Source organism: Nonomuraea sp. LPB2021202275-12-8 (assembly GCF_037044575.1).
In the GTDB taxonomy this organism is placed as follows: domain Bacteria; phylum Actinomycetota; class Actinomycetes; order Streptosporangiales; family Streptosporangiaceae; genus Nonomuraea.
Map to the genome: position 1 here is coordinate 105,477 of NZ_JBAHWD010000006.1, position 21,840 is coordinate 127,316.

A 21,840-nucleotide genomic window follows, 5' to 3' on the forward strand; every position below is an offset into this window, starting at 1 on the left:
CGAGCTTCCCGGCTGCTGATCGTATCGGCGCGCCGATCCCCTGACATGAGCTCACGGCTCTCGGCCGGAGCTAGCCGACGATGAGCCCGGCGTCGGCGAGGACAGCCATGAACATGCCGCCACACAGAAGGGCGACGGGCCACACCTTCTGGGTGAGCGCGAGCAGCACGCCTGCGAGGAGCACCACGAGGGTGACGATGAGGAGGACGTCCATAGTGGATGTTCCTGCCCGTGAATGCGGTCTCTAGCGCCTGACCTCGCCCAAAGGTGCGCTCAGTGCCTTCAGCGCGTCGATCGGCCAGACCAGCCACGTCTCCGGCACCTCGGCCCGATCCATCGCCGGGCCGAGCTCGCCTCCATCCCGGACAGGTCCGCGCCGTGACCGGGCGACGCCACAAGGGCCTCGGGCATCAGTCCGGGATCCGCTGTCAGTTCTCCGGCGCCTGGAACCAGACCTTGAGCGTGTCGGCCACCTTCCCGGAGACCGGGTCGTCGGGGAGGTAGATGCGTAGCTGCCCACGGCCGCCCAGGTTCCCGAGCTCGCTCGACACCGCTCGCATGTGGCCGTCCTCCGACACGTGGATCGCCGAGTCGGCGGCGATCACCACGTGCCCGGTGTGCCGGGCGACGCTCAGCGGATGCCGGCCGGTGCCGACGTGGCAGTTGGCCAGGAGGATGACGTCGCGCGGCGACAGCCCCTCACTGTGCAGCAGCAGCGCGGCGACCTGCTTGCCGTCCAGGGTCCGGTCGCCGATCTGGTTGCCGAGCTCCGAGCCGTGCCCGTCGACGTAGAAGGCGCCGTCGATGGGCACCACGTTTTCGGCCGAGGTGGCGATGCCTCTGTCGTGCGGGTCGTCGAGGTCGCGCAGCCAGACGCCGGCGGGTGTCGGCTCGACGTGCTCCTTGAGGTGGTGGCGCAGGTCCGGGGTGAGCGGGGGTTTCATCCGCGGCACCGGGATCGCGATCGAGTCGGTGCTGCGGCCGTCGGGCACCTGCACGGCCAGCAGATGCCGCTCGCCCTGCGATTCCTGCACGGCCAGCACCTTCAGCCGGACCCCGGTGCGGAAGACGGTGTGGGCGGGCTTGCCCGACAGGTCCGTGACGTCGGTGTACTCGCTCGCCCTGATGGTCAGCCGCACGCTGTCGGGCAGGTCGCCCAGGAAGGCCGGGTTGTCGACGCCCTCCAGCAGCCCGTGGAAGACGACCTCGCTGTCGGGCCGGACGCCGCGCGGCAGCCAGTCGGCGGGCACGCGCGCCGAGACGTGACCCGCCGAGGTGGGCCGGCCGGCGAGCTCGGCGTCGGCCCTGTCGAGCATCGTCTCGGCGGCGGGAACGAGCGCCGCGTCGTCGGAGCGCCCGACGGCCAGCTCGTTGACCTGACGCAGGTTGGAGCCCTCCAGGAGGTTCGGCAGCGCGGGCACGCGGGGGTCCGGCGGTCGCCACGGCGTGTCCCGGAAGTCGGGCGTCAGCGGGGAGCGGTCATGCAGCGGGCCCAGGTCGAGCGGGGCGTGCGGATCGGTGCGGCTGATCACCCTCAGGTGCTCCTCGTAGCGGGCGGACAGGCCGTGCCGTTCGAACTCCGGCCGCAGCGCCTCGTACCGGGCGCGCAGCGCGGCGCTGTCGGACTCGGTGAGCAGTGCCCTGCCGTGCACGAGGCGCTCCAGGCGCGGGTTCTCCGAGGCCAGCGCCGTGGACCGGTCGGCGCGGGTGAGCGAGGCGTGCAGCGCCCGCCTGTCCAGCTCCGGCCGGAGCGTGTGGGGCACGGCGCGCTCCTGGTCGGTCATGTGCCAGGGGCCGATGCGGTGCTCGTAGACGACGGTGGGCGCGGCCCGGTAGATGCCAGGGACGCCGTCCCTGATGCCGTGCGCGGCGTGGGCGCGCGCCTCGAACTCGTCGGCCTTGACGATGCCGTCGAACTCGTGGCGGATGGCCCGCGTGCCGTCGTTGAAGGTCACCACTTCCGTCCTGTCCGAGATCAGCGGCACCAGCTCGGTCTGGCGGACGCCGCTGTCCAGCGCGGCGCGCAGATGGTCGCTGCCGTGTGCCTGGTAGACGGTGCCGTCGGCCGTCCGGTGGACCGCGGGGCCGTCCAGTCCGAGGGCGCGCCTGGTCAGCTCGGCCTCCAGCGCGCGGTCGCCTGCCCTGCCGGTCAGCTCCAGCGCCTGCGAGCGGTCGCCGAAGGTGACGACGCGGCCGAGGTCGGACTCGCGGGTGGCCACGATGTCGTCCAGGTTGTAGGCGAGCCGCTGGGCGGGATCCATGAGAGGGCGGCCCGCGCCGGGCGGGGCGGAGTCCCTGAGCTGGGCGGCGATCTCGGCGACTTCCCTGCCCCGGGCGTCGAGCCGCTCCGGGGAGATCTCCGGTGGCGCTGCGACGGAGTCGGCCTTCAGCGCGGACTGGGTGCTGACGGCGTTGGCGGTGATCTGGCGCATGGAGTCGGTCATCCGCAGGTGCATGTCCGTCAGCCCCGCGGCGGCGAAGTCCTGCCGCATGGTGCGCAGCGTGCGCTGGAGGCTGATGGCGTCGGTCGGCGAGAGCGGGTTGGGCGCCCATCCCTCCTGGCCGGAGCCCAGATCGCGGATGAACAGGCCGCTCATCCGCCTTGCCGCGGCGGGGTCCGGCATGAGGGGGGCCTCACCCGCCAGCGCGGCCAGCAGCACCGGCTCGTCCCGCACCAGAGCGCCGAGCAGGCCGGTGAGCACGCCGTCGGTGCTCGCCACGGTGTCGTTCCACGCTCCGCCGCTCCAGCTCATCTGGCCGGGATCGCCGTACACCCAGTCGACGAGCAGCCGCGACTGGCCGACCGGGTGCGTGGAGGGCATGTTCAGCCCGAGCTCCTGTCCGAGCTGGGCGAGCAGCATCTTGGCGTCCCTGGCCTGCCGGGAGGGCAGGTCGGCGAGCATGGCGTGCGACCCGTCGGTGAGCGTGACCCGGGCGCTGTCGAGCCCGGCAGGCTCCCAGGCGCCGACCGTGCCCTTGGCCGCCACCTGGCCGAACTCGTACTGCGGCCGCGGCGGGTCACCGGCGGGCCGTTCCTGGCCCCAGTTGATCAGGCTCTCGATCGAGCCCGGCTCCGGCCCGCGCGCGCCGGCCGGCGGCGGCTCCGGGTCGCGGCCCGGCCCGTCGACGAGGTCCCTGACCCGGTCCCAGACGTGTCCGGGTACGGGATCGTCCGGCAGGAAGATGCGGTAGCGCCCGCGCTCGTGGAGGGTGCTGATCAGGTCGGCGTCGGGTACGCGGGACGGGATGCGGTCGTGGGCCTCGGTGATGGCCAGCAGCGAGTCGGGGGCGATCACGACGTGGCCGGTCCGCTTTGCGAGGGCCTCGGCCAGCGGCGCGGGACCGGCGCCCACCTCGCAGTTGCCCAGGAAGATCACGTCGTCGGGGCGCAGCCGGGGCTCGTTGAGCAGCAGCGCGGCCAGCCCCTCGCTGCCGAGCCGGGCACCGCCGATGTACAGGGCCTTGGGATCGCCGTGGGCGTCGACGTAGAAGGCGCCGTCGATCGGCAGCATCTCGGGCGCGCTGTCGGCGAACTCCATGTCCGCCTCGTGGGTGGGATCGCGGTACCAGACGCCCGCGGGCGTGTCCTGCCGGTGCTGGGTGGCGTGCCGGAGCAGCTCTCCGGTCAGCTCGGGCCGCACGCGGGGCGCGGCCGCTCCCCGCTCGGGCAGGGTGAACGCCCCGTGTTCGACCAGGTAGTAGTGCTTGGCTCCGTAGGAGGTGGTCTCGACTGCCAGCACCGTGAACCTGCTGTCGGGGCCGAACAGCGCATGGTGGGGGCGTCCCGAGATGTCGCCGACGAAGCCGTGGCCGCGCCCGAGGATCGTCAGCTGGGCGCTGTGCGGCATGTCCGGCAGGTGGGTGGGTTCGGTGACCCCCTCCAGCAGCCCGCGGAAGGTCACGGTCGAGCCGGGGAGCATGTCCGAGGGCAACCGGTCGATCGGAACGCGGGCGTGTACGCTCTCCTGCCGGTGCAGGCCGGCGGCCAGGTGCTGGTCGGCGAGCTGGGCGTACGCCTCGGCACGCGCCACGTCGGCGGGGTCGGCCCACCTGTCGGCCAGGGTCTCGTTGAGCCGGCGCAGCCCGTCGCCGTCGAGCACGTCGGCCACCGCCCGCCTGGCGTCGGCCGGGTCGGGGTCGCGCTGGAGCCAGCGGGGCTCGGGCGCCTGGTGTACGGGCGAGGCGGCGGGGTCGGCGGCGCCGAGCAGCGGCGTGGCTCCCCTGGCGTGCTCGGCCAGCAGGTCGTAGCGCTGCATGAGGCCGTCATGCCAGTCCGCCCGGCCGAGCCGCTCGAACTCGGGCCGCAGCGCCGCCAGCGCGTCCCTGCGCGCGGCGAAGTCGGCGGGGGCCAGCAGGTTGTCACCCACGGTGAAGTGACCGAGCGTCCCGTCCGGTCGCGGGTGCGCCCACAGCAGTTCCGAGGTGATGTCGGCCGCCCATACCTCGGTCAGCCGGTCGGGCACCGCGTACAGGTGCCGGCCCGCGCCGTCGGGGACCACGGCGTGCGGGGCGAAGGTCTCGGCCTGGGTCAGCACGTAGTGCAGGGCCCGCTGCGCCCGCTGGGCGTCGCTCTGGTGGCGGACCATCGACTGCAGGTCGGCGAAGTCGGTCCGCAGCAGCCCTGTCTCGTACACGACGGTCTCGCTCGCGCGATACACCGAGCCCTCGTTGGCGGCGCGGAACGGCGGCAGCGCGCTCGACTCGTGCAGGTCGGCGTCGGCGGCGTAGACGTACTCGGCGCGTATGGCCCTGGTCCCGTCGTTGAACGTCACCACTTCGCGCATCTCGTCGCCGAAGGAGTAGACGTCGGTGCGCCTGATGCCGGTGGCCGCGCTCCGGGCCAGTTCGGCGCTGCCGTGGCTCTGGTAGACGGACTCGCCTGCCCGGTGCGTGGGAGGCGCGTCCATGCCGAGCGCCCGCGCGACCAGGGCGGCGGCCTCCGCTCTGTCGGCGGCCTCGCCGGTGAAGCGCACCGCCGTGACGCCGTCGGTGAAGGTGACGACCTCGGCACGCAGGTCTTCGACCTCCAGCGTCCGCGAGTGGCGCACGCCGCCGGCGACGCTCTCGTGCAGGCCGCCTGGCGGGCGGGGCTCGAAGCGGTGCCACTGGCCCTCCAGCGGGCCGCGATAACCCTGGGCGCTGCCGTACGGCATGCCGTTGTCGGCGGCGACCACCGCGCGGCCGGTCCGGTCGGCGAGGTCCTGCAGCAGCAGCGCGTCGTGGCGGGCGTGCGGCCCGAACAGCCGTAACGCGGCGTCCGGCTGCGCCGCCAGCCGCCGGTCCTCGCCCAGCACGGCGGCCAGGTCGGCGGCGCTGATGTGGACGTCGCGGCCCGGTACCAGGTGCACGCCGGGCGGCACGTCGGCGGGCGGCCTGCTGAAACCGCCGACGGAGAAGCCGTCGGAGGTCGCGCGGATGCCGACGTCGAAGTGGCCGGGCAGCGGCTGGCGGCGGCGCATGTCCCCGGTGACGCTCATGTCCGTGCTCTCCTGGTTGCGGAACCAGAGCCCGGACGAGGTCTCCTCTCTGAACTGCCGGACCATGAAGTCCTGCCGCGCGGTGAGCGGCTGGGCCTGTCTCGGCGCGTGATCCTGGCTCGCGTGCGGCTGAGGCTCGTGCTGGGCGAGTGTCGTGCGCACCTCGGCCTCCGGCACGGCACGCGCGGCCGGGTCGTGGTCCGGCGTAACGCGAGCGGCCGCGCCGGGGTCCGGTACGGGACGCGCAGCCGCCGGATCGGGGGCCGGGTCCGGGTGGCGGAACGTGGCCTGGCCGGTGACGTCCCGGCGGTCCCCGGAGAGCGCCGGATCTCCGGACCGCGCGCCGCCCGACGGCCCCGCGTCGTCACCCCCGTGCGTCCCGGCCGCGAGCGTCCCGTCGCCGTTGGGCCGGCCGGCGTGCGGGTTCCAGCTCGCCCAGTGCGCGTCCGCGGCGCCGATGGCCCCCGAGGAGACGCCCTTCAACAGCCGCATCAGGTCGAACGGCTGGTCGTCGAAGGCCTGGATGGTCGCGTCGGTCAGGCCGCCCGCCACCCCGGAGGCCAGCATGAGGTCCAGCAGCCGGCGCGGCGGCATCAGCCAGGTCGCGCCTGTCAGGAACACGCCGTTGAGCGCGCCGGTGCCCGCCGACGTCAGCACCTGGTGCCAGTCGATCGCGTCGCGCCGGTTCTGGGTGGCCTGCACGTACAGGTCCATCCCGCCCATCAGCCCGCCGAACAGCGCGATGTTGAACAGCAGCCGCTTGGCCACCTGCACCACGATTTCCCGGGCGAAACGGGCGCGCAGCCCCGCCGCCGCTATGCCCGCGCCCGCCGTGGCCGGATTGGCGAGGAACGGCAGCAGCGTGGCCAGCTGGAAGACCAGCAGCGCGATCGACAGCTTGATCATCCGCTTGGTGTACTGGACCTGCACGCCGAGGTCGTTCAGCGCGATCGCCATCGCCGCCAGGCGGGCCAGCACCTCCGCCTGGCGCTCTCCGACGCGGGCCGAGGCGTTCGTGACGAAGGCCCTGAACGCCTCGCCGTCCCAGGCGTCTCCGGCAGGAGGGGTGACGCCGGTGCCGTCGGCGACCCGGTAGGCGGCGTCGGCCAGCGCGTCGGCCAGCGCGAACAGCTTGGCCTCGTCGGCCTGGGGCCAGTCCATGCCGACCACCCAGCCGATCCACGGCCGAACCCAGCCCGGTACCCCGTCGAGCCACACCGCTTGTCAGCCGCCGGGGCGCTCTGCCGCCTGGTAGTTCGCGGCGGTGACGTGCAGGTCGGCTCCGACCCCTTCGAGCTCGTCGATGTAGGCGCCGAAGGCGTCGATCACACCGTCGCGCATGACGGGGTACCTCTTCTCCATCTCGGCGCCGTACTGGTCGTCACCCATCGGCCGCCCGGCCACCGCGAACAGCTCGCCCACGTCGTGCAGCACCTCGCGGATGCGCTCGGCTTCCGCCGCCGAGTCCAGCCCGGACTGCCTGATTCTCCTGGGCATCGCGGCGTAGCCACCGCCCGTCATGCCCCTACACCATCACAAATCACACCAGCATCGTACAACTCATGCCTAATCTCGACTTTGCTCACGAGCGGCCCGCCGGAGCTCGTCGAGGATCTCGAACTCCTCGGCCGTCAGGTCGCCCGCCACCTCCAGCGTGCCGTCGGAGGTGTGCATGGTGATCGGCTCGGGCCGCTCGTCCCGCTCCGGGAGGACCTCGAAGAGCGGAGGCCGCCGGTCGTCAGCGCTCATGCTCCGAACCTACTCCTCCGGCCAGGGCCATCAGACACTGCGAGGATCTAGCCTGAGCGCGTGGACACGGAACTGACCCTTCTGCCGCAGGTGGCCTACCGGGGCAGGGAGATCTCCGGCCCTCGTGTCCACGGCCTTCTCGCGCTCCTCGCCGGCGAGCTGCGTACGGGCTGCGGCACCGCCGGGCCGGCCGAGCTCGACGGTCATCTGCCCTGAAGCCCCTCGACCAGCTCACGCACGGCCTCGACCACGGCGTCGGCGGCATCGACGTGGATCCAGCTGTGCGAGGTGTCGGCGGCCGTCTCATGCCGTTTCATGCCAGGGAGCCAGTGGGCGGGGGCCGCTCCCTACCCGGCTTTACTGATGATTTGACCGCTTCTCGCGCGGCCCACGGCCTGCCCCGGCGACGCGCTGCCTATCGTGAGCATCTGCGACGGGAATGAGGAGGCTCGATGCCCAACGATGTGGCCGCGCTGAAGCGGCGCATGGGACGCGTAGGGGTCTGGAACAGCACGCTGAGCGGGGAGTCGGCTTCGTTCGAGCGGGAGGCCGCCGCCGAAGTGGAGAGTCTGGGCTTCGGGACGCTGTGGATCGGTGAAAGCCCGACGGGCAAGGAGGCGCTGGTCCATGCGTCGATCCTGTTGGGCGCGACGCGGCGGATGGCGGTCGCCACCGGGATCGCCAACATCTGGGCCCGCGACGCCACCGCCGCCGCGAACGGCGCGAACGCCCTCGAGGAGGCGTTCGACGGCCGGTTCGTGCTCGGCCTGGGCGTGAGTCACGCGCCGGCGGTGGAGATGAGAGGCCACGACTACCGCAGGCCGGTGTCGGCGATGCGGGACTATCTCGACGCCATGGACGCGACGGAGTACGGAGGCCCGCTGTCGGAGCCGGCTCCGCGCCTGCTGGCCGCGCTCCGCCCCAAGATGCTGGAGCTCGCCGCGCAGCGCAGCTACGGCGCGCATCCGTATTTCGTCACCCCCGAGCACACGGCACGCGCCCGGGCGATCCTCGGCCCCGATCCGATGCTCGCGCCGGAACAGACGGTTGTGCTCGACACCGATCCGGAGCGGGCGCGGCAGACCGCCCGCCGGTTCATGTCGCTCTACCTCTCCCTGCCGAACTACGTGAACAACCTGCGTGACCTGGGCTGGGAGGACAAGGACTTCGCCGACGGCGGCAGCGACGCGCTGGTGGACGCCATCGTGGCGTGGGGTGACCCGGAGACGATCATCGAGCGGGTACGGGCGCACCTCGACGCGGGTGCGGACCACGTCTGCATCCAGCCGCTCGCCGGCTCCGCCCGCGAGACGCTGGAGCACCTGCGCATCCTGGCCCACAGCGACGTGGTCTCCAGCTGACCCCACCTCAAGGGCGCGACGACGACCGGGTGCCTCGCAGCTGAGCCATCCCTCGGACGAGGAGCAGGCATGGCGGTATCGCGAGCACCAGCCCCGCCGCGCCCAGAAGGACGACGTCATCGCCCAGCAGGTTCGTCAGCGGCCCGGTCAGCGCCTGGCCGAAAGGCATGAGACCGAAGGTGCTGAGCCACGCGAGAGAGGTGATCCGCCCGATCAAATGGTCGGGCACCTCCCGGTACATCGCGACGTCCCAGAGGAGGGCGTACGTCTCGACACCGAAACCGGCCACGAGATAGCAGCAGAAGAGCACCCAGATCGAGGGCGCGTAGAGGAGTGCCAGCGGGACCAGGGCGTAAAGGGACATCGACCACATGGCCACCGTCCCCGGCCGCCTCGGCTGCCATGCCATCATCACGATGCTGCTGATCAGACCGCCCGCGCCGTAGAACGCGAGTGCCGTGCCGTACGCCGCGTAGGAGCCGAACGTGTCCCGGCTCAGCACCGGCAGGAGCACCTGGCTGGGGGCGATCACGAACATCAGGCTGATGGGGGAGAAGAGGAGAAGTGCCGTCAGCCACGGCCGGCGCCCCGCTTCGGCGAAGCCCATCACCGCCTCGGCCGCCAGCGAACGGCGTCTCACCGGAGTCCACGGTGGTTCCCCCACACGCCGGAACGCGGCCGCACCGCCCGCGAACACGATTCCCGCCAGCACGAAGGGGAGAACGTCGCCGCCGCTCGCCAGCAGCGTGCCGATCACCGGGCCGGCGATGACGCCCACCCGCGTGCAGATGTTGACCAGAGCTCTGCCGGACACGCGCTGGTCTTCCATCAGCGTGCCGGCCAGCATGGCGTTGAAGGCGGGCCGGATGAACGACTCCGCCGCTCCGACCGCGAAGAGAGCAACGGCCAGCAGCCAGACGGAAGGGTGGTGCACGAGGACGAAGACCGGGACGATCGCCGCGACGGCGTCGACGGCGAGCATGGTGGTCAATATCCGCCGGCGTGGTAACCGGTCGGACCAGACGCCCCCCACCAGGAGAAGGCCTAAGGACGCGACGCCCTTCGCGGCGAGCACGAATCCGACCGCGGACGCGTCGCCCCCGGTGTTGAGCACCGAGACGGTGACCGCGACCACGAGGATCTGCTCGCCCAGCACGAAGCCGATCTGCGCCAGCGCGAGCAACCGGAAGCCGGGATTCCGAAGGGCCGCCAGCTCGAATTTCGACGGTATCGACCGGACGGTACCAGCCGTGGCCAAGGGGCGAGACACCGGCCTCTCGGCCGCCTTCAGTCGGTGTCGGGGATCGCGGAGGCCGACCAGGCCGCCGCCGCCAAGCTCGCTCCGGTCACCACCAGCACACCCGAGGCACCGCCCACCACGGCCGCGACACCGGAGATCGCCGGGATCACGGTCTGGGCGAGCCGGTTGCCCGCTATCCGGAGCGACAAAACGGTGCCGCGGGTGCCGGAGGGGGCCAGCTGGGTGACCCAGCCCATCGTTATCGGCTGGCAGACCCCCGCCGCGAATCCGTACACCGCGGTGAGGCCGATGAGGACGGCGACGGCGACCGGGAGCGTCAGGCCGCAGAGCGCGAGCGCCGACACCGCGCATGCCGCCACGGTGAGACGTCTGCGGCCGAGGGTCCGTACCAGGAAGGCCAGGTTGATGCGGGACAGCATCTGCGTCAGGGTTCGTGCGGCGAGCATCGCCGTCACCCAGGCGGGAGCGATTCCGCGCTCGTGCGCGAGAGCGGGCAGGTAAGCGAGCGTCACGTCGATCGACGCGAGGATCAGCCCGCTGACCAGCAACGCCCGGTACATCCCCGGGATGGCGAGCAGCCGGCGCGCCGGCCACCGGTCGCCGGGCGCCTGCGCGGCGCGGTGGTGGGTGCCGAACCCGAAGGAGGCCGCCAGGGTGACCAGACTCGCCAGCCCGCACGCGGCGGCGATCGGCTCCAGAGGCGGCGAGTTGGTGCCAGGCGCCGGTGGCAGCAGCAGGAGCAGCGGGCCCACGCCCTGTCCCAGCGACGTGACGAAGGTGTAGACGCCGAAGACGGAGTCGGTCCGCCGGTGGCCGGCCCGGCCGGCCACCGCCGACTGCTCGGCGACCATCGAGAAGATGATGCCGATGCCGAGCAGTGCCGTGGCGGTGATCAGCAGCGCGAGGTGCGAGGAGCCGAAGTACGCCGCCACCGAGGCAGCGGTCAGCGCGACCCCGCCGATCACCATGCTGGGCCGCTCCCCCAGGCGGTCGACCAGACGGCCCGTCGCCAGCGCCAGGACCAGCGGGGGGACGGCGAACATCGCCGCGAGCACGGCGAGCCACGCCGATCCGTAGCCCAGCTCCAGCACCGCGTACGACAACGACGGCCGGATTCCGTAGCTGATGACCTGGACCAGGATCGCGTGGACCACCAGGAGAGGCCAGAAGAGCCTGCGGCCTCGCTCGCCGGTCATCGCGGAAAGGCGATGCCGTCGACGAGTTTGCGCGCGGTGCGCACCACGCCGGTCCGGGTCACGGCCGGCCCGTCGAGTTCGACTTCGACGTCGAGGAAGCCCGTCGGATGCTCCACCCGGCCGCGGGAGTCGTCCGAGGCGAGCGGGGGCAGATGCGCCGCGCGCACGGCATCGTGTTCACCACCCAACGGATCATCGACAAGCAGCCGCCGACCTCATGCGGACCGGGATACCCGAAGACGTCGGCTTCACCCGGACGTACTCCGACTTCAACTGGGCGGATCGCGCCGTTCAGGCCGCGGATCGACGACGGCTCAGTGGTCGTCGACCTCGACGACCTCGACGACCACGCGTCCCGCAGGGTCGCGCGGGCGGCGGGGACCGGAGCCTTCGGCATGCGTGCCCGCTCCACGCGGGCGAAGGCCACCGACAGCAGGCGGGCCACGCCCGCTCCCCCGCTGAGCTCGCGGGCGACGTCCGCGCGGGCCACCACCATGCCCGCGGTGCCGTCTCCAGGATGGGTCTGGGAGCCGTAGGTAGCGGCGCCCACCCGCACCGGTGCGGGGAAGCGGACCTTGTTCAGCCCGTAGTTCACCGCCATCCCGATGCCCTCGATCTCCAGCAGCTGCCCGAAGAGCGGGATGATCAGATAGCCGTGCGCGATCGCCCCCTTGAACGGGCCGTCGGCGGCCGAACTCGGTCACCGCGCGATCCACCAGGCGCTCGGCCGCCTCGGTGTCATATGGCAGTCGCATGCCGATCGTCAATGAGGTGTCTAGTTAGCGGAGGCGGCCGGCCGTTCAACTCGCGGCCAGGATCGTGCTGGTGCGGTGATGCGCGACCAGCTCGGCCAGCTCGGGTTCGAACTCCGCGACGATCTGCTTGACACGGATCTCGGCCAGCGGGCCCAGCGTGTCGTAGATCTCGACGAACACGTCCCGCGCCTCGGCGCGCGGCCAGTCGGCCGGCAGCAGCTCGACCGGCAGGTCGGGGTCGAAGTTGGGGAAGGTCCGCCAGGTGTCCATGATCCCGGTGCGCGCCACCAGCGCCTCCGAGGCGCCCACCGCCCCCTCGCGGACCCGCACCAGCAGTGGCGCGTACTGGGCGACGAACTCGTCGTAGTAACGGCGGAGCTGGTCGAAGTCCCACGCCTCCTGCAGGGCGCGCATGCCCGGGATGTCGAGGGCCCTGGCGCGCAGGATCGTGGCCGTGGGCACCTCCAGCTCCGCGAGCACCGCGGCCGCGCCGTCGGCGTCGGCGGTCGGGGACACCCACATCCCGTCATACAGAGGGGCGAAGCCGAGCCAGCGCAGCTTCGTGCGCAGCGCGTGACGCAGGTCCCGCTGCTCCTCCGAGACGGAGAACGCGGCCACGACCCACGTCCCGTCCCACACCCCCTGGTCCAGGCCGAAGGACATGATCCGGTGCCGCCCCTCGGAGAGCACGGCGGAGGCCCGGTCGGTCAGGCGGTAGTAGGTGCGCCGCCCGACCTTCGAGGATTCCAGCAGGTCGCGCCTGGCCAGGCGGCTGAGCGCGGCCCGCGCCGCCACCGCCGAGACGCCGAACTCCTCCGTCAGCCGCACCAGGGCCGCGGACGGCAACTGCTCGGCCCGGCGAAACCAGTAGTCGCCGAGCAGCGTCGTAATCAGGTGTTGCGGAGGTGCGCCCACCTGAAAGCGCGGGAGATCGACGTCTCCTGCCTCAGACCATTCACCGTCAGTCACATCAGGAGTATACGTATGACGCTTCCGCATACGCACGTTATCGATTCGTCGTGAACGCACGGCCGGATCCCCCTACGCGTTCGAGGCGTACTCACGACGGAGCTGTGGCTTGAGCACCTTCCCCGATGCGCTGCGCGGCAGCGTGGCGGCGAACTCGACGCTCTTGGGCACCTTGTACCTGCCGAGCCGCTCCCCCAGGTAGGCCAGCAGCGCCGCCTCGTCGGGCGTCGCGTCCGCCCTGAGCACGACGACGGCCTTGCCGACCTCGCCCACGTCTCGTGCGGCACGCCGATCACCGCGCAGTCGGCCACGTCGGGGTGCTCTCAGAGGATGTTCTCCACCTCGGCGGGATAGACGTTCCCCCCGCCAGAAATGATCATGTCCTTGATCCGGTCGACGTGGGTGAGCTCGCGGTCGGGGCCGGCGTCCTGTTGCGGCTCGGTCATCACGACTGCCTTTCCTCGGGGCTCGCGGGCTCGAAGGAGACGCGGCGGCGAGCGGGCTGCGCCATCCAAGCGATCACGTAAGATGCTAGACACTTATTTATACATGCGTCGAACATCAGACGTATATCTACAATTATTGACGTTTTCTTGATGCCGCGATCATGAAGAGGCCGGCTCTGCCCTCCATAGGGTGCATTTCGTCTTTGCACGCAGGTGAGGTGGGGGTGGCCAGGTTGGCCGGCGCGAGTCAGGCCGAGCAGGAGGGGGCGCTGCGGACGTGGCTGCTGAAGGGGTTGCAGCGTCCGGCCGCAGGCGGCGCCGGCCCCCACCACGAGGAGGCGCCGGGTCACCAGCACTCCTGGTGGCAGGTGATGTGCCTGACCGGCGTGGACTACTTCTCCACCCTGGGCTACCAGCCGGGCATCGCCGCCCTGGCCGCCGGCGCGCTCAGCCCCGTCGCCACGTTGCTGCTGGTGGCGCTGACCCTGTTCGGCGCGCTGCCGACCTACCGGGCCGTCGCGGGTGAGAGCCCGCACGGGCTCGGTTCGCTGTCGATGCTGGAGCGGCTGCTGCCCGGCTGGCGCGGCAAGCTGCTGGTGCTGTTCCTGCTCGGCTTCGTGGCGACCGCGTTCATCGTGACCATCACCCTGTCGGCGGCCGACGCCACCGCGCACATCCTGCACAATCCCTTCGTGCCGCACTCCTTGGCGAACTGGCAGGTACCGGTCACGCTGGTGCTGATCGCCGCCCTGGGCGGGGTGTTCCTCATCGGCTTCAGCGAGGCGATCTCCATCGCGGTCGTCCTGGTCGCCGTCTATCTCGTGCTCAACCTGGTCGTGGTCGGCACCGCCGTCCAGCACGTGCTCGCCGCCCCCGAGCGGGTGACCGGCTGGCAGGACGCGCTCGTCGGCGACTACTCCAGCCCGATGGCCATGGTGGCCGTCTCCCTGTACGTGATGCCGAAGCTCGCCCTGGGCCTGTCCGGCTTCGAGACAGGCGTCGCGGTGATGCCGCTGATCAAGGGCGATCCCGCCGTCCGGATCAAGGGCGCGCGCAGGCTGCTGACCACGGCCGCGCTCATCATGAGCGTCTTCCTGATCACGTCCAGCTTCGCCACCACCGTGCTCATCCCGGCCGGCGAGTTCGCCGAAGGCGGCTCGGCCAACGGGCGGGCGCTGGCCTACCTCGCCCACGAATACCTCGGCGACTGGTTCGGCACCGCCTACGACCTGTCGACCATCGCCATCCTGTGGTTCGCCGGAGCCTCCGCACTGGCCGGGCTGCTCAACATCGTGCCCCGCTATCTCCCCCGGTACGGCATGGCCCCGGACTGGTCACGCGCGGCCCGGCCGATGGTGCTGGTGTTCACCGCCATCTCCGTCCTCATCACGCTGTTCTTCGACGCGGAGGTGGAGGCCCAGGGCGGCGCCTACGCCACCGGCGTGCTCGCCCTGATCCTGTCGGCCGCCGTCGCCGTCACCCTGTCCGCCTGGAACGGCGGCCGCATCCGGGCCGCGGCCTGCTTCGGGCTGGTCGCGCTGATTTTCGCCTACGCCACCGTGGCCAACATCATCGAACGCCCCGACGGCCTGGTGATCGCGCTGCTGTTCGTGCTGGCCATCGTGGTCATCTCGCTCGCCTCCCGCGCCACCCGTTCCACCGAACTGCGCGTCACCCACATCACCCTCGACGACCAGGCCCGCCGCTTCATCAACGAGGCGGGCGAGATCTATCTGATCGCCAACGAACCGCATGCGCGCAACGCCACGGAGTACGTGGACAAGGCCCGCGAAGCCTGGGACCTGCACCGGCTGCGCACCAGCGAGGGCCTGCTGTTCTTGGAGGTCACCATCCCCGACGCCTCCGAGTTCGCCGGCGAGCTACGCGTCATCGGCGAGGAACGGCACGGCTTCCGCATCCTGCGCATGCAGAGCACCACGGTCGCCAACGCCATCGCGGCGCTCCTGCTCCACCTGCGCGACCAGACCGGCAAGACCCCGCACGTCTACTTCCACTGGGCGGCCGAGGGCAACCCCATCGGCGCGCTGCTGCGCTACCTCGTCTTCGGCGGCGGCGACATCCCGCCGCTCACCCGCGAGGTGCTGCGCCAGGCCGAGCCCGTCCCCGACCGCCGCCCTATCGTCCACGTCGGCTGACAGCTTCGGGGTTGAACCGGTAGCCCATGCCCGGCTCGGTGATCAGGTGCACCGGGTGGGCCGCGTCGCGTTCCAGCTTGCGGCGCAGCTGGGCCATGTACTGGCGCAGGTAGTGGAACTCCTTGACGTACTTGACGCCCCACACCTCCGTCAGCAGGTGGCGCTGGCTGACGAGCTTGCCGGGATTGTGGAGCAGGATCTCCAGAATGTGCCATTCGGTGGGAGTCAGGCGCACCCCGCCGGAGACCGTCTTGTCGGCCAGATCGACCACGTGGTCGCCGATGTGGAAACGCACCGGCACCGCCTCCTGCCCGGTGCGGCGGGAGACGGCGCGGATGCGGGCGAACAGCTCGTCGAGCCCGAACGGTTTGGTCACGTAGTCGTCGGCGCCCGCGTCCAGCGCCTCGACCTTGTCCTGGTTCCCCGCCCGGCCGGACAGCACGATGATCGGGACGCTGGTCCAGCCGCGCAGGCCGTGGATGACGTCGACGCCGTCGAGGTCGGGTAGGCCGAGGTCGAGGATGACCAGGTCCGGATGCCAGTCGGCGGCCTCACGCAGGGCGGCGGCGCCGTCGGCCGCGACCGCGACCTCGTACTCGCGGGCGACCAGGTTGATCCGCAGCGCCCGCAGGATCTGGGGTTCGTCGTCGACGACGAGGATGCGGGTCATGTCGGGACGCTCAGCGTGAGGATCATGGTGAGCCCACCCCCTGGTGTCTCGTCGGGAACGAGAGTCCCGCCCATCGCTTCGGCCAGTCCACGGGAGAGGGCCAGTCCGAGGCCGACGCCCGAGTGGTTGTCGCGGTCGCCGAGGCGCTGGAACGGCAGGAAGACCCGATCGCGGGCCTCACGCGGGATGCCGGGACCACGGTCGATCACGCGTATCTCCACATGGCCGGCGTGCCGGCTGGCGCCGACGAGCACTTTCTCCCCCGGCGGACTGTAACGCACCGCGTTGGACACCAGATTGACCAGCACCCGCTCCAGCAGCGCCGGGTCGGCCAGCACCTCGGGCAGGTCGACGCCGATGTCGCCTTCGACGCTTTCGCGCGACTGCCCCAGGTCGTCGATCGCGCGGGGCACGATCTCCTCCAGCGCCACCGGCTGGAGATCGACCCCGAGCACCCCGGCCTGCAGGCGGCTCATGTCGAGCAGATTGACCACCAGGCGTTCCAGCTTGGCCAGCGACTCCTCCGCGGTGTCGAGCAGCTCCGCCCGGTCCCGCTCGGTCCAGGCTATGCCGGTGTTCGCCAGGCTCTCCACGGCGGCCTTGGCCGAGGCCAGCGGGGTGCGCAGGTCATGGCTGACGGCGGCGAGCAGAGCGGTGCGCATCCTGTCGGCCTCGGCCAGCGGCTTGACCTGGTCCACCTCCTCTTCGAGGCGTTGCTGGTGCAGCGCGACCGCGGTCTCGGCGGCGAATGCCTCCAGCACGCGCCGGTCGGCGGCGTCGGTCAGCCTGCCGCGCGCGGCCAGGACGAGACGGTCGTCGATCACCACGTCGGTGTCGGAGGCTCCCGGACAGGTGGCAGGCGGGCCACCGGAGGTGGCGATGATCCGCCAGCTGCCGGGCTCGCCGAGGTCGTCTAGGCTCGGCTCGCTCTTGCGCTCCAGCAGCGTGACCGAGGTCAGCCCGAACGTCTCGCGCATCCGCGCGAGCAGCGACGGCACGGCGGCCTCGCCGCGCAGGACGTGGCCCGCCAGTGTGGACAGGAGCTCGGCTTCGGCACTGGCGCGGGCCGCCTCCCTGGTGCGGCGGGCCGCGATGTCGACGATCACGCTGACCGCCGCCGCCACCAGCACGAACACGGTCAGCGCCAGGATGTTCTCCGGGTCGGAGATGGCGAGCCGCCCGAGCGGCGGCGTGAAGAACACGTTCAGTGCCAGGCTCGCGGCGACGGCCGCGGTGAGGGCCGGCCACATGCCGCCCACCATGGCCACCCCCACGACGGTGACCAGGAACAGCAGCATCTCGCTGGACAGCGCCAGATCGCCCTTGGCCGGCAGCAGCGCCACGGTCAGCGCCGGGATGCCGGCCAGCGCCATCACCCACCCGATCAGCCGGCGGGTCCTGGTGAGCGCGGCCCGGGAGGGAGACGGGCCGACGCGCCCCTTGCTCGCCTGCGCGTGCGTGATCATGTGGACGTCGATGGAGCCGGACAGCGCGGTCGTGGTGACGCCGACGCCGCGCGAGAGGATCTGCGCCAAACGCCCCCTCCGGGAGGCGCCCAGCACGAGCTGCGTGGCGTTCACTCCCCCGGCGAAGTCGAGCAGAGCCCGCGGGATGTTGTCACCGACGACCTGGTGGTAGGTGCCGCCCAGGCTCTCCACCAGGGTGCGCAGGCGGGCCAGACCGGCCGGGTCGGCTCCGGACAGCCCGTCGGCCGTGGTCACGTGGACGGCGATCAGGTCGGCGCCCTTGTTCCTGGCCGCGATGCGGGCGGCCCGCCGTACCAGCGTGTCGCCCTCGGGGCCGCCGGTCAGGGCGACCACGACGCGCTCGCGGGCCTCCCAGGTCGTGGCGATGCCGTGGTCGGCGCGGTAGCGGTCGAGCTGGTCGTCGACCTTTCCGGCGACCCAGAGCAGCGCCAGCTCGCGCAGGGCGGTGAGGTTGCCGACCCGGAAGTAGTTCGACAGCGCCGCGTCCACCTTCTCCGGGGCATAGACGTTGCCGTGCGCCAGCCTGCGGCGCAGCGCCTCCGGCGCCATGTCGACCAGCTCGACCTGGTCCGCCCGCCGCACCACCTCGTCAGGCAGCGTCTCCCGCTGCGGCACGCCGGTGATCTCCAGGACGATGTCGTTGACGGACTCCAGATGCTGGATGTTGACCGTGGAGACGACGTCGATCCCGGCCTCCAGGATCTCCTCGACGTCCTGCCAGCGCTTGGCGTTGCGCGAGCCCGGCACGTTGGTGTGCGCGAGCTCGTCGATCAGCGCCACGGTGGGCGCCCTCTCGATGACCGCCTCGACGTCCAGCTCGGTGAAGGTGGCCCCCCGGTGCACCAGTCTCTTGCGGGGGATCACCTCCAGGCCGTCGAGCAACTCGGCGGTGCGGGCGCGACCGTGCGTCTCGACGAACCCCACGGCCACGTCCCTGCCCCTGGCCAGAGCCCGGCGCCCTTCCCCGAGCATCGCGTACGTCTTACCCACCCCCGGGGCGGCGCCCAGGTAGACGCGTAGCCGTCCCCTCATGTCATGCCCTGCCGGGTGCCAGGTCGAGTACGAGTAGCTCTCCCATGCAGCCGAGCGTAAGGCAACCGCAGGGCGGACCCGGTTGACGCCGCCCCGGCAGGGCGCCCGGAACGTCCTCGGGGCCAGGTCGACCGCGCTCACGGGGGTTCCACCGCCTTGATGACAGGCCCGAAGGCCACGAAGATGTCTGGACCTCCAGGCCAGGAGGTCACAGGGCCAGCAAACCCCGGGATTCGGGTGCTTTGTCCGTTCTTGACGGGTTACATACGGGCAGGGCTCGTACGTTGACGCGATCCCTACGCACCATCGGCGAAGCGTCGTCAGAGGGCGCGCAGGCGCCGGGTCACGCGGTCGGAGACGTCGGCCAGCGTGTCAGTCCCGACAAGCCGGACGCCGTCCAGGTTCGCGAGCTCGTCGAGAACATCGGTGTTCAAGGCCAGACTCAAGGTCAACAAGAGGTACGACCGGGGCTCGATCAAGTACGACACCGTCGAGGACTGGATCGCCGGCAGTTCGGTGCTGGTCGGCAGCAGATCGCGCCGGTGCTGCGCAAGGAGCTGCCGAGCCGGTCGCTGGACGGGTGATCGCTCCCCGGCGAGGCAGGCGGCCAGGACGGCGTCCTGACAAGCCTTTACTTGAGCATTTCATCCAAAAATGGGTATAGCGTCCGCCGTGGGATCTACCGTGTCCGTCCCCCAGACGCGCACCATGAGGGGCGACGAGCTGTCCGCCGACGACGCCTGGGCGACCCTGCGCAAGTACGGCGGATGGCATCTGACGCGCGACTCGCTGGTCCGGTTCAGGTACGGCGACGGCATGAGCCACTCGCGTGCGCTCGCCTTCCAGATCTGCCTGGCCATCATCCCCGGCGCCATCGCGCTGGTCGGCCTCAGCTCCGTCACCGACCAGGAACAGCTGGGCCAGGTGCTCGAACTCACCCTGAGCCGCCTGGCCCCCGGCGACGGCGCGGCGGCGGTCACCGAGGCGCTGGGCAGCGGGCACCGTACCCGGGACGCCCTGGCCCTGTGGCTGGGCCTGGCGACGACGCTGGTGGCGCTGACCACGGCGATGGCGCAGTTCGAGCGGGGCGCGAACCGGATCTACGGCGTCGAGCGCGACCGGCCGTTCCATCGCAAGTACGCCAGGGCCGCCCTGCTCGCGCTGGTCGCCGGGGTGACCATGATCACCGGGTTCACGGTCATGGTCGGCGGCGGAGCCATCGGCGAGGCGATGACCGAGGTCTTCGGCTGGGGCGGCGGGACGCAGCAGGCGTTCGCGCTCGCCCGGTGGCCGCTCGGCTTCCTGCTCGCGCTGGTGTCCACGGTCACGCTGTTCAGGGCCTCGCCGCGGCGCAGGCAGCCGGGACACACCTGGCTGGCCTTCGGCGCGCTGGTGGCGCTGGCGCTGTGGACCCTGTTCACGCTGGCCCTGGCCCTGTACACGGCCAACAACAGCACCTTCGGCGACACCTACGGCCCGCTGACGGCGGTCATGGCGCTGTTGCTGTGGTCGTTCCTCAGCTCGATCGCGCTCTTCCTGGGCATCGCGTTCGCGGCGCAGCTCGAAGCCTGCCGGGCCGGCTGCGTCCCGCCCGCGCACGACGACTCGGGACCCACGGCCGAGGAGGAGCGCGAACCCCTGGTCGGGGCGGTCGGCTCAGCCGCGATCACGACCGCCCGTCGCGTGGTGACCGTGCTGGGCAGGAAGCGGTCCAGCAGGACCTGACCCCGGTCGATGACGCGCGCCCGCGCCGTCGGGTGAGGTGGGCCAGTCTGTACCATCAGCTCGATCTCGACCCGAGGAGCCGTACGTGACGCCCCTGCCGACCGCCCGCACCCCCGAACAGCGCAGGCTCGACACCCTGCGCCGGCTCGAAGACGACGTGGACGCCTGGGTGGCCACGGCCGACCCGCGGAGCGGCGAGCCGTACATGGTGCCGCTGTCCTTCCTGTGGGACGGCGCCACGTTGCTGATCGCCACCGCCGCCGCCAGCGCGACCGCCCGCAACCTGCTGGCCGTAGGGCTGGTGCGGCTCGGCATCGGCCTCACCCGCGACGTGATCCTCGTCGAGGGCACGGCGGAGCCGCTGCGGGCCGCCGAGGTGCCGCAGGACGTGGGCGACGCCTTCGCCGCCAAGACCGGCTTCGACCCGCGCGAGCTGAGCAGCCCGTACCTCTACTTCCGCGTCCGCCCCCGGCGGATCCAGGCGTGGCGGGAGGTCAACGAGCTCAAGGACCGTGACCTCATGAGCGACGGCAGCTGGCACGTCACCGCGGATCGCTGAGGTCAGATTCGTCCAAGAGGTCCCGCCGGGTCTTCCGTACGGTGAGGCACATGGGCATCGACCACCTGATCGTCGGAGCCGGGACGGCGGGGTGCGTGCTCGCCGCCCGGCTGTCGCAGAACCCCCTGCGGCGGGTGGCCGTCCTGGAGGCGGGTCCCGACCGCGGCGAGGAGGCCGCCTACGACTGGGGGCTGCGCGCCACCGTGACCGCCGGGCGGGTCGACGGGCTCGCCCGCGGCAAAGTGGTCGGCGGGTCCGCGCAGGTCAACGGCATGGGAGCGGTACGGGCCCCGGCACGGGACTTCGACGCCTGGGCCGCGCTCGGCCTGCCCGCATGGGGCTGGGACCGGGTGCTGGAGTCGTACCGCAGGGTCGAGACCGACCTGGAGTACGGCGACCGGCCCTATCACGGCGCCGCCGGCCCCGTTCCCATCACCCGGCATCCCCGCGAGCAGTGGATCGCACCGGTGCGCGGGCTGGTCGAAGCCGTGCTGGCCGCCGGGCATCCGTACTGCGAGGACATGAACGCGCCCGGCGCTTCCGGCATCGGGCCGTACCCGCACAACAGGCGCGGAGCGGCGCGCATGTCGACCGCGGTCACCCACCTCGCTCCCGCCCGCACGCGCGAGAACCTGACGGTCCGCGCGGATCTCACCGTCGACCGGGTCGTCGTCCGCGACGGGCGCGCGATCGGCGTGCTCGCGGGCGGCGAGCTGATCACCGCCCGCGAGGTGATCCTGGCCGCCGGGACGCCGCTATGGTCGCCATCATGATCGGCGACCTCAACCCCGCCTCGCGCGGCACGATCACGCTCTCCGGCCCCGCGCCCGGCGACCCGCCGTGCGTCGACCTCGGCTTCTACACGGCTCCCGGAGACCTCGGCCGGATGCGCGCCGCCTACCGCCATGCCTGGTCGATCGCCCAGCATGGCGCGTTCGCCGCGACCCTCATCGCCGGGCCGTAGGCCGGTTGCCGCGCCCGCCGCCGCGCCATTACC

Annotated in this window: 20 protein-coding genes and 1 pseudogene; 9 read left to right on the forward strand and 12 right to left on the reverse strand. The window is 71.7% G+C overall.

Translation table 11 applies throughout. The features are described 5' to 3' along the window. Positions 1 to 70: 70 nt before the first annotated feature. From V5E28_RS13715 to V5E28_RS13730, 4 genes are all read right to left on the reverse strand, one after another. Positions 71 to 214, reverse strand: coding sequence for a hypothetical protein (locus tag V5E28_RS13715; protein WP_336207222.1), 144 nt, complete (start codon positions 212 to 214; stop codon positions 71 to 73). Between the two features lie 214 nt (positions 215 to 428). Next, a complete protein-coding gene (locus tag V5E28_RS13720; RefSeq protein WP_442945810.1) occupies positions 429 to 6,695 on the reverse strand; it encodes a WXG100-like domain-containing protein in 6,267 nt (2,088 codons plus the stop codon). Between the two features lie 6 nt (positions 6,696 to 6,701). Then, positions 6,702 to 6,998: a hypothetical protein gene (locus V5E28_RS13725; RefSeq protein ID WP_336207224.1), complete on the reverse strand. Its 297-nt coding sequence runs from the start codon at positions 6,996 to 6,998 to the stop codon at positions 6,702 to 6,704. A 45-nt stretch (positions 6,999 to 7,043) separates the two neighbouring features. Continuing rightward, the gene (locus tag V5E28_RS13730; RefSeq protein ID WP_336207225.1) at positions 7,044 to 7,226 is read right to left on the reverse strand and encodes a hypothetical protein; all 183 of its coding nucleotides are present in this window, start codon (positions 7,224 to 7,226) and stop codon (positions 7,044 to 7,046) included. A 60-nt stretch (positions 7,227 to 7,286) separates the two neighbouring features. Here V5E28_RS13730 and V5E28_RS13735 point away from each other — a divergent pair, with 60 nt between their 5' ends. Both V5E28_RS13735 and V5E28_RS13740 read left to right on the forward strand, forming a co-directional pair. Then, on the forward strand, positions 7,287 to 7,442 hold the full coding sequence (locus V5E28_RS13735) for a hypothetical protein (RefSeq protein WP_336207226.1): 156 nt from the start codon (positions 7,287 to 7,289) through the stop codon (positions 7,440 to 7,442). 236 nt (positions 7,443 to 7,678) lie between these two features. After that, entirely contained in the window at positions 7,679 to 8,587 is a 909-nt protein-coding gene (locus V5E28_RS13740; RefSeq protein WP_336207227.1) for an LLM class F420-dependent oxidoreductase, read from the forward strand. 7 nt (positions 8,588 to 8,594) lie between these two features. Here V5E28_RS13740 and V5E28_RS13745 read toward each other — a convergent pair whose 3' ends face one another. Beyond that, the gene (locus V5E28_RS13745; RefSeq protein ID WP_336207228.1) at positions 8,595 to 9,845 is read right to left on the reverse strand and encodes an MFS transporter; all 1,251 of its coding nucleotides are present in this window, start codon (positions 9,843 to 9,845) and stop codon (positions 8,595 to 8,597) included. A 29-nt stretch (positions 9,846 to 9,874) separates the two neighbouring features. After that, positions 9,875 to 11,044: an MFS transporter gene (locus tag V5E28_RS13750; protein ID WP_336207229.1), complete on the reverse strand. Its 1,170-nt coding sequence runs from the start codon at positions 11,042 to 11,044 to the stop codon at positions 9,875 to 9,877. 107 nt (positions 11,045 to 11,151) lie between these two features. Here V5E28_RS13750 and V5E28_RS13755 point away from each other — a divergent pair, with 107 nt between their 5' ends. Further along, positions 11,152 to 11,580 carry a hypothetical protein gene (locus tag V5E28_RS13755; RefSeq protein WP_336207230.1) on the forward strand — a complete coding sequence of 143 codons (429 nt, stop codon included), beginning with the start codon at positions 11,152 to 11,154 and terminating at the stop codon, positions 11,578 to 11,580. A 35-nt stretch (positions 11,581 to 11,615) separates the two neighbouring features. On the opposite strand, the pseudogene V5E28_RS13760 reads toward V5E28_RS13755, so the two are convergent. From V5E28_RS13760 to V5E28_RS13775, 4 genes and pseudogenes are all read right to left on the reverse strand, one after another. Beyond that, positions 11,616 to 11,708 (reverse strand): annotated as a pseudogene (locus tag V5E28_RS13760) (MaoC family dehydratase); the annotation flags it as partial. 136 nt (positions 11,709 to 11,844) lie between these two features. Then, positions 11,845 to 12,768: a PaaX family transcriptional regulator gene (locus tag V5E28_RS13765; protein ID WP_336207231.1), complete on the reverse strand. Its 924-nt coding sequence runs from the start codon at positions 12,766 to 12,768 to the stop codon at positions 11,845 to 11,847. Between the two features lie 72 nt (positions 12,769 to 12,840). Then, a complete protein-coding gene (locus V5E28_RS13770) occupies positions 12,841 to 13,041 on the reverse strand; it encodes an AMP-binding enzyme (protein ID WP_336207232.1) in 201 nt (66 codons plus the stop codon). A 50-nt stretch (positions 13,042 to 13,091) separates the two neighbouring features. Further along, entirely contained in the window at positions 13,092 to 13,214 is a 123-nt protein-coding gene (locus V5E28_RS13775) for a hypothetical protein (protein ID WP_336207233.1), read from the reverse strand. Between the two features lie 224 nt (positions 13,215 to 13,438). On the opposite strand from V5E28_RS13775, the gene V5E28_RS13780 reads away from it, so the two are divergent. Continuing rightward, positions 13,439 to 15,370, forward strand: a complete 1,932-nt coding sequence (locus V5E28_RS13780; RefSeq protein ID WP_336207234.1) for an amino acid transporter — start codon at positions 13,439 to 13,441, stop codon at positions 15,368 to 15,370. On the opposite strand, the gene V5E28_RS13785 is transcribed toward V5E28_RS13780, so the two are convergent. Both V5E28_RS13785 and V5E28_RS13790 read right to left on the reverse strand, forming a co-directional pair. Beyond that, the gene (locus tag V5E28_RS13785) at positions 15,351 to 16,040 is read right to left on the reverse strand and encodes a response regulator (RefSeq protein ID WP_336207235.1); all 690 of its coding nucleotides are present in this window, start codon (positions 16,038 to 16,040) and stop codon (positions 15,351 to 15,353) included. The genes V5E28_RS13780 and V5E28_RS13785 overlap by 20 nt on opposite strands. After that, positions 16,037 to 18,559 (reverse strand): DUF4118 domain-containing protein, encoded by a 2,523-nt coding sequence (locus V5E28_RS13790; protein WP_336207236.1) that lies wholly within the window; start codon positions 18,557 to 18,559, stop codon positions 16,037 to 16,039. The genes V5E28_RS13785 and V5E28_RS13790 overlap by 4 nt, the downstream gene beginning before the upstream one ends. Positions 18,560 to 18,985: 426 nt before the next feature. Between V5E28_RS13790 and V5E28_RS13795 the strand changes: the two genes are divergently transcribed. The 5 genes from V5E28_RS13795 to V5E28_RS13815 all read left to right on the forward strand — a co-directional run bounded on the left by V5E28_RS13795 (position 18,986) and on the right by V5E28_RS13815 (position 21,807). After that, entirely contained in the window at positions 18,986 to 19,183 is a 198-nt protein-coding gene (locus V5E28_RS13795; RefSeq protein WP_336207237.1) for a hypothetical protein, read from the forward strand. A gap of 60 nt (positions 19,184 to 19,243) precedes the next feature. Then, complete coding sequence (locus V5E28_RS13800; RefSeq protein ID WP_336207238.1) at positions 19,244 to 20,284, forward strand: YihY/virulence factor BrkB family protein; 1,041 nt, start codon at positions 19,244 to 19,246, stop codon at positions 20,282 to 20,284. A gap of 85 nt (positions 20,285 to 20,369) precedes the next feature. After that, on the forward strand, positions 20,370 to 20,843 hold the full coding sequence (locus V5E28_RS13805) for a pyridoxamine 5'-phosphate oxidase family protein (RefSeq protein WP_336207239.1): 474 nt from the start codon (positions 20,370 to 20,372) through the stop codon (positions 20,841 to 20,843). Positions 20,844 to 20,893: 50 nt separating this feature from the next. Further along, positions 20,894 to 21,616, forward strand: coding sequence for a GMC family oxidoreductase (locus V5E28_RS13810; protein ID WP_336207240.1), 723 nt, complete (start codon positions 20,894 to 20,896; stop codon positions 21,614 to 21,616). Further along, entirely contained in the window at positions 21,613 to 21,807 is a 195-nt protein-coding gene (locus V5E28_RS13815) for a GMC oxidoreductase (RefSeq protein WP_336207241.1), read from the forward strand. Before V5E28_RS13810 ends, V5E28_RS13815 begins: the two co-directional genes overlap by 4 nt. Positions 21,808 to 21,840: the final 33 nt, after the last annotated feature.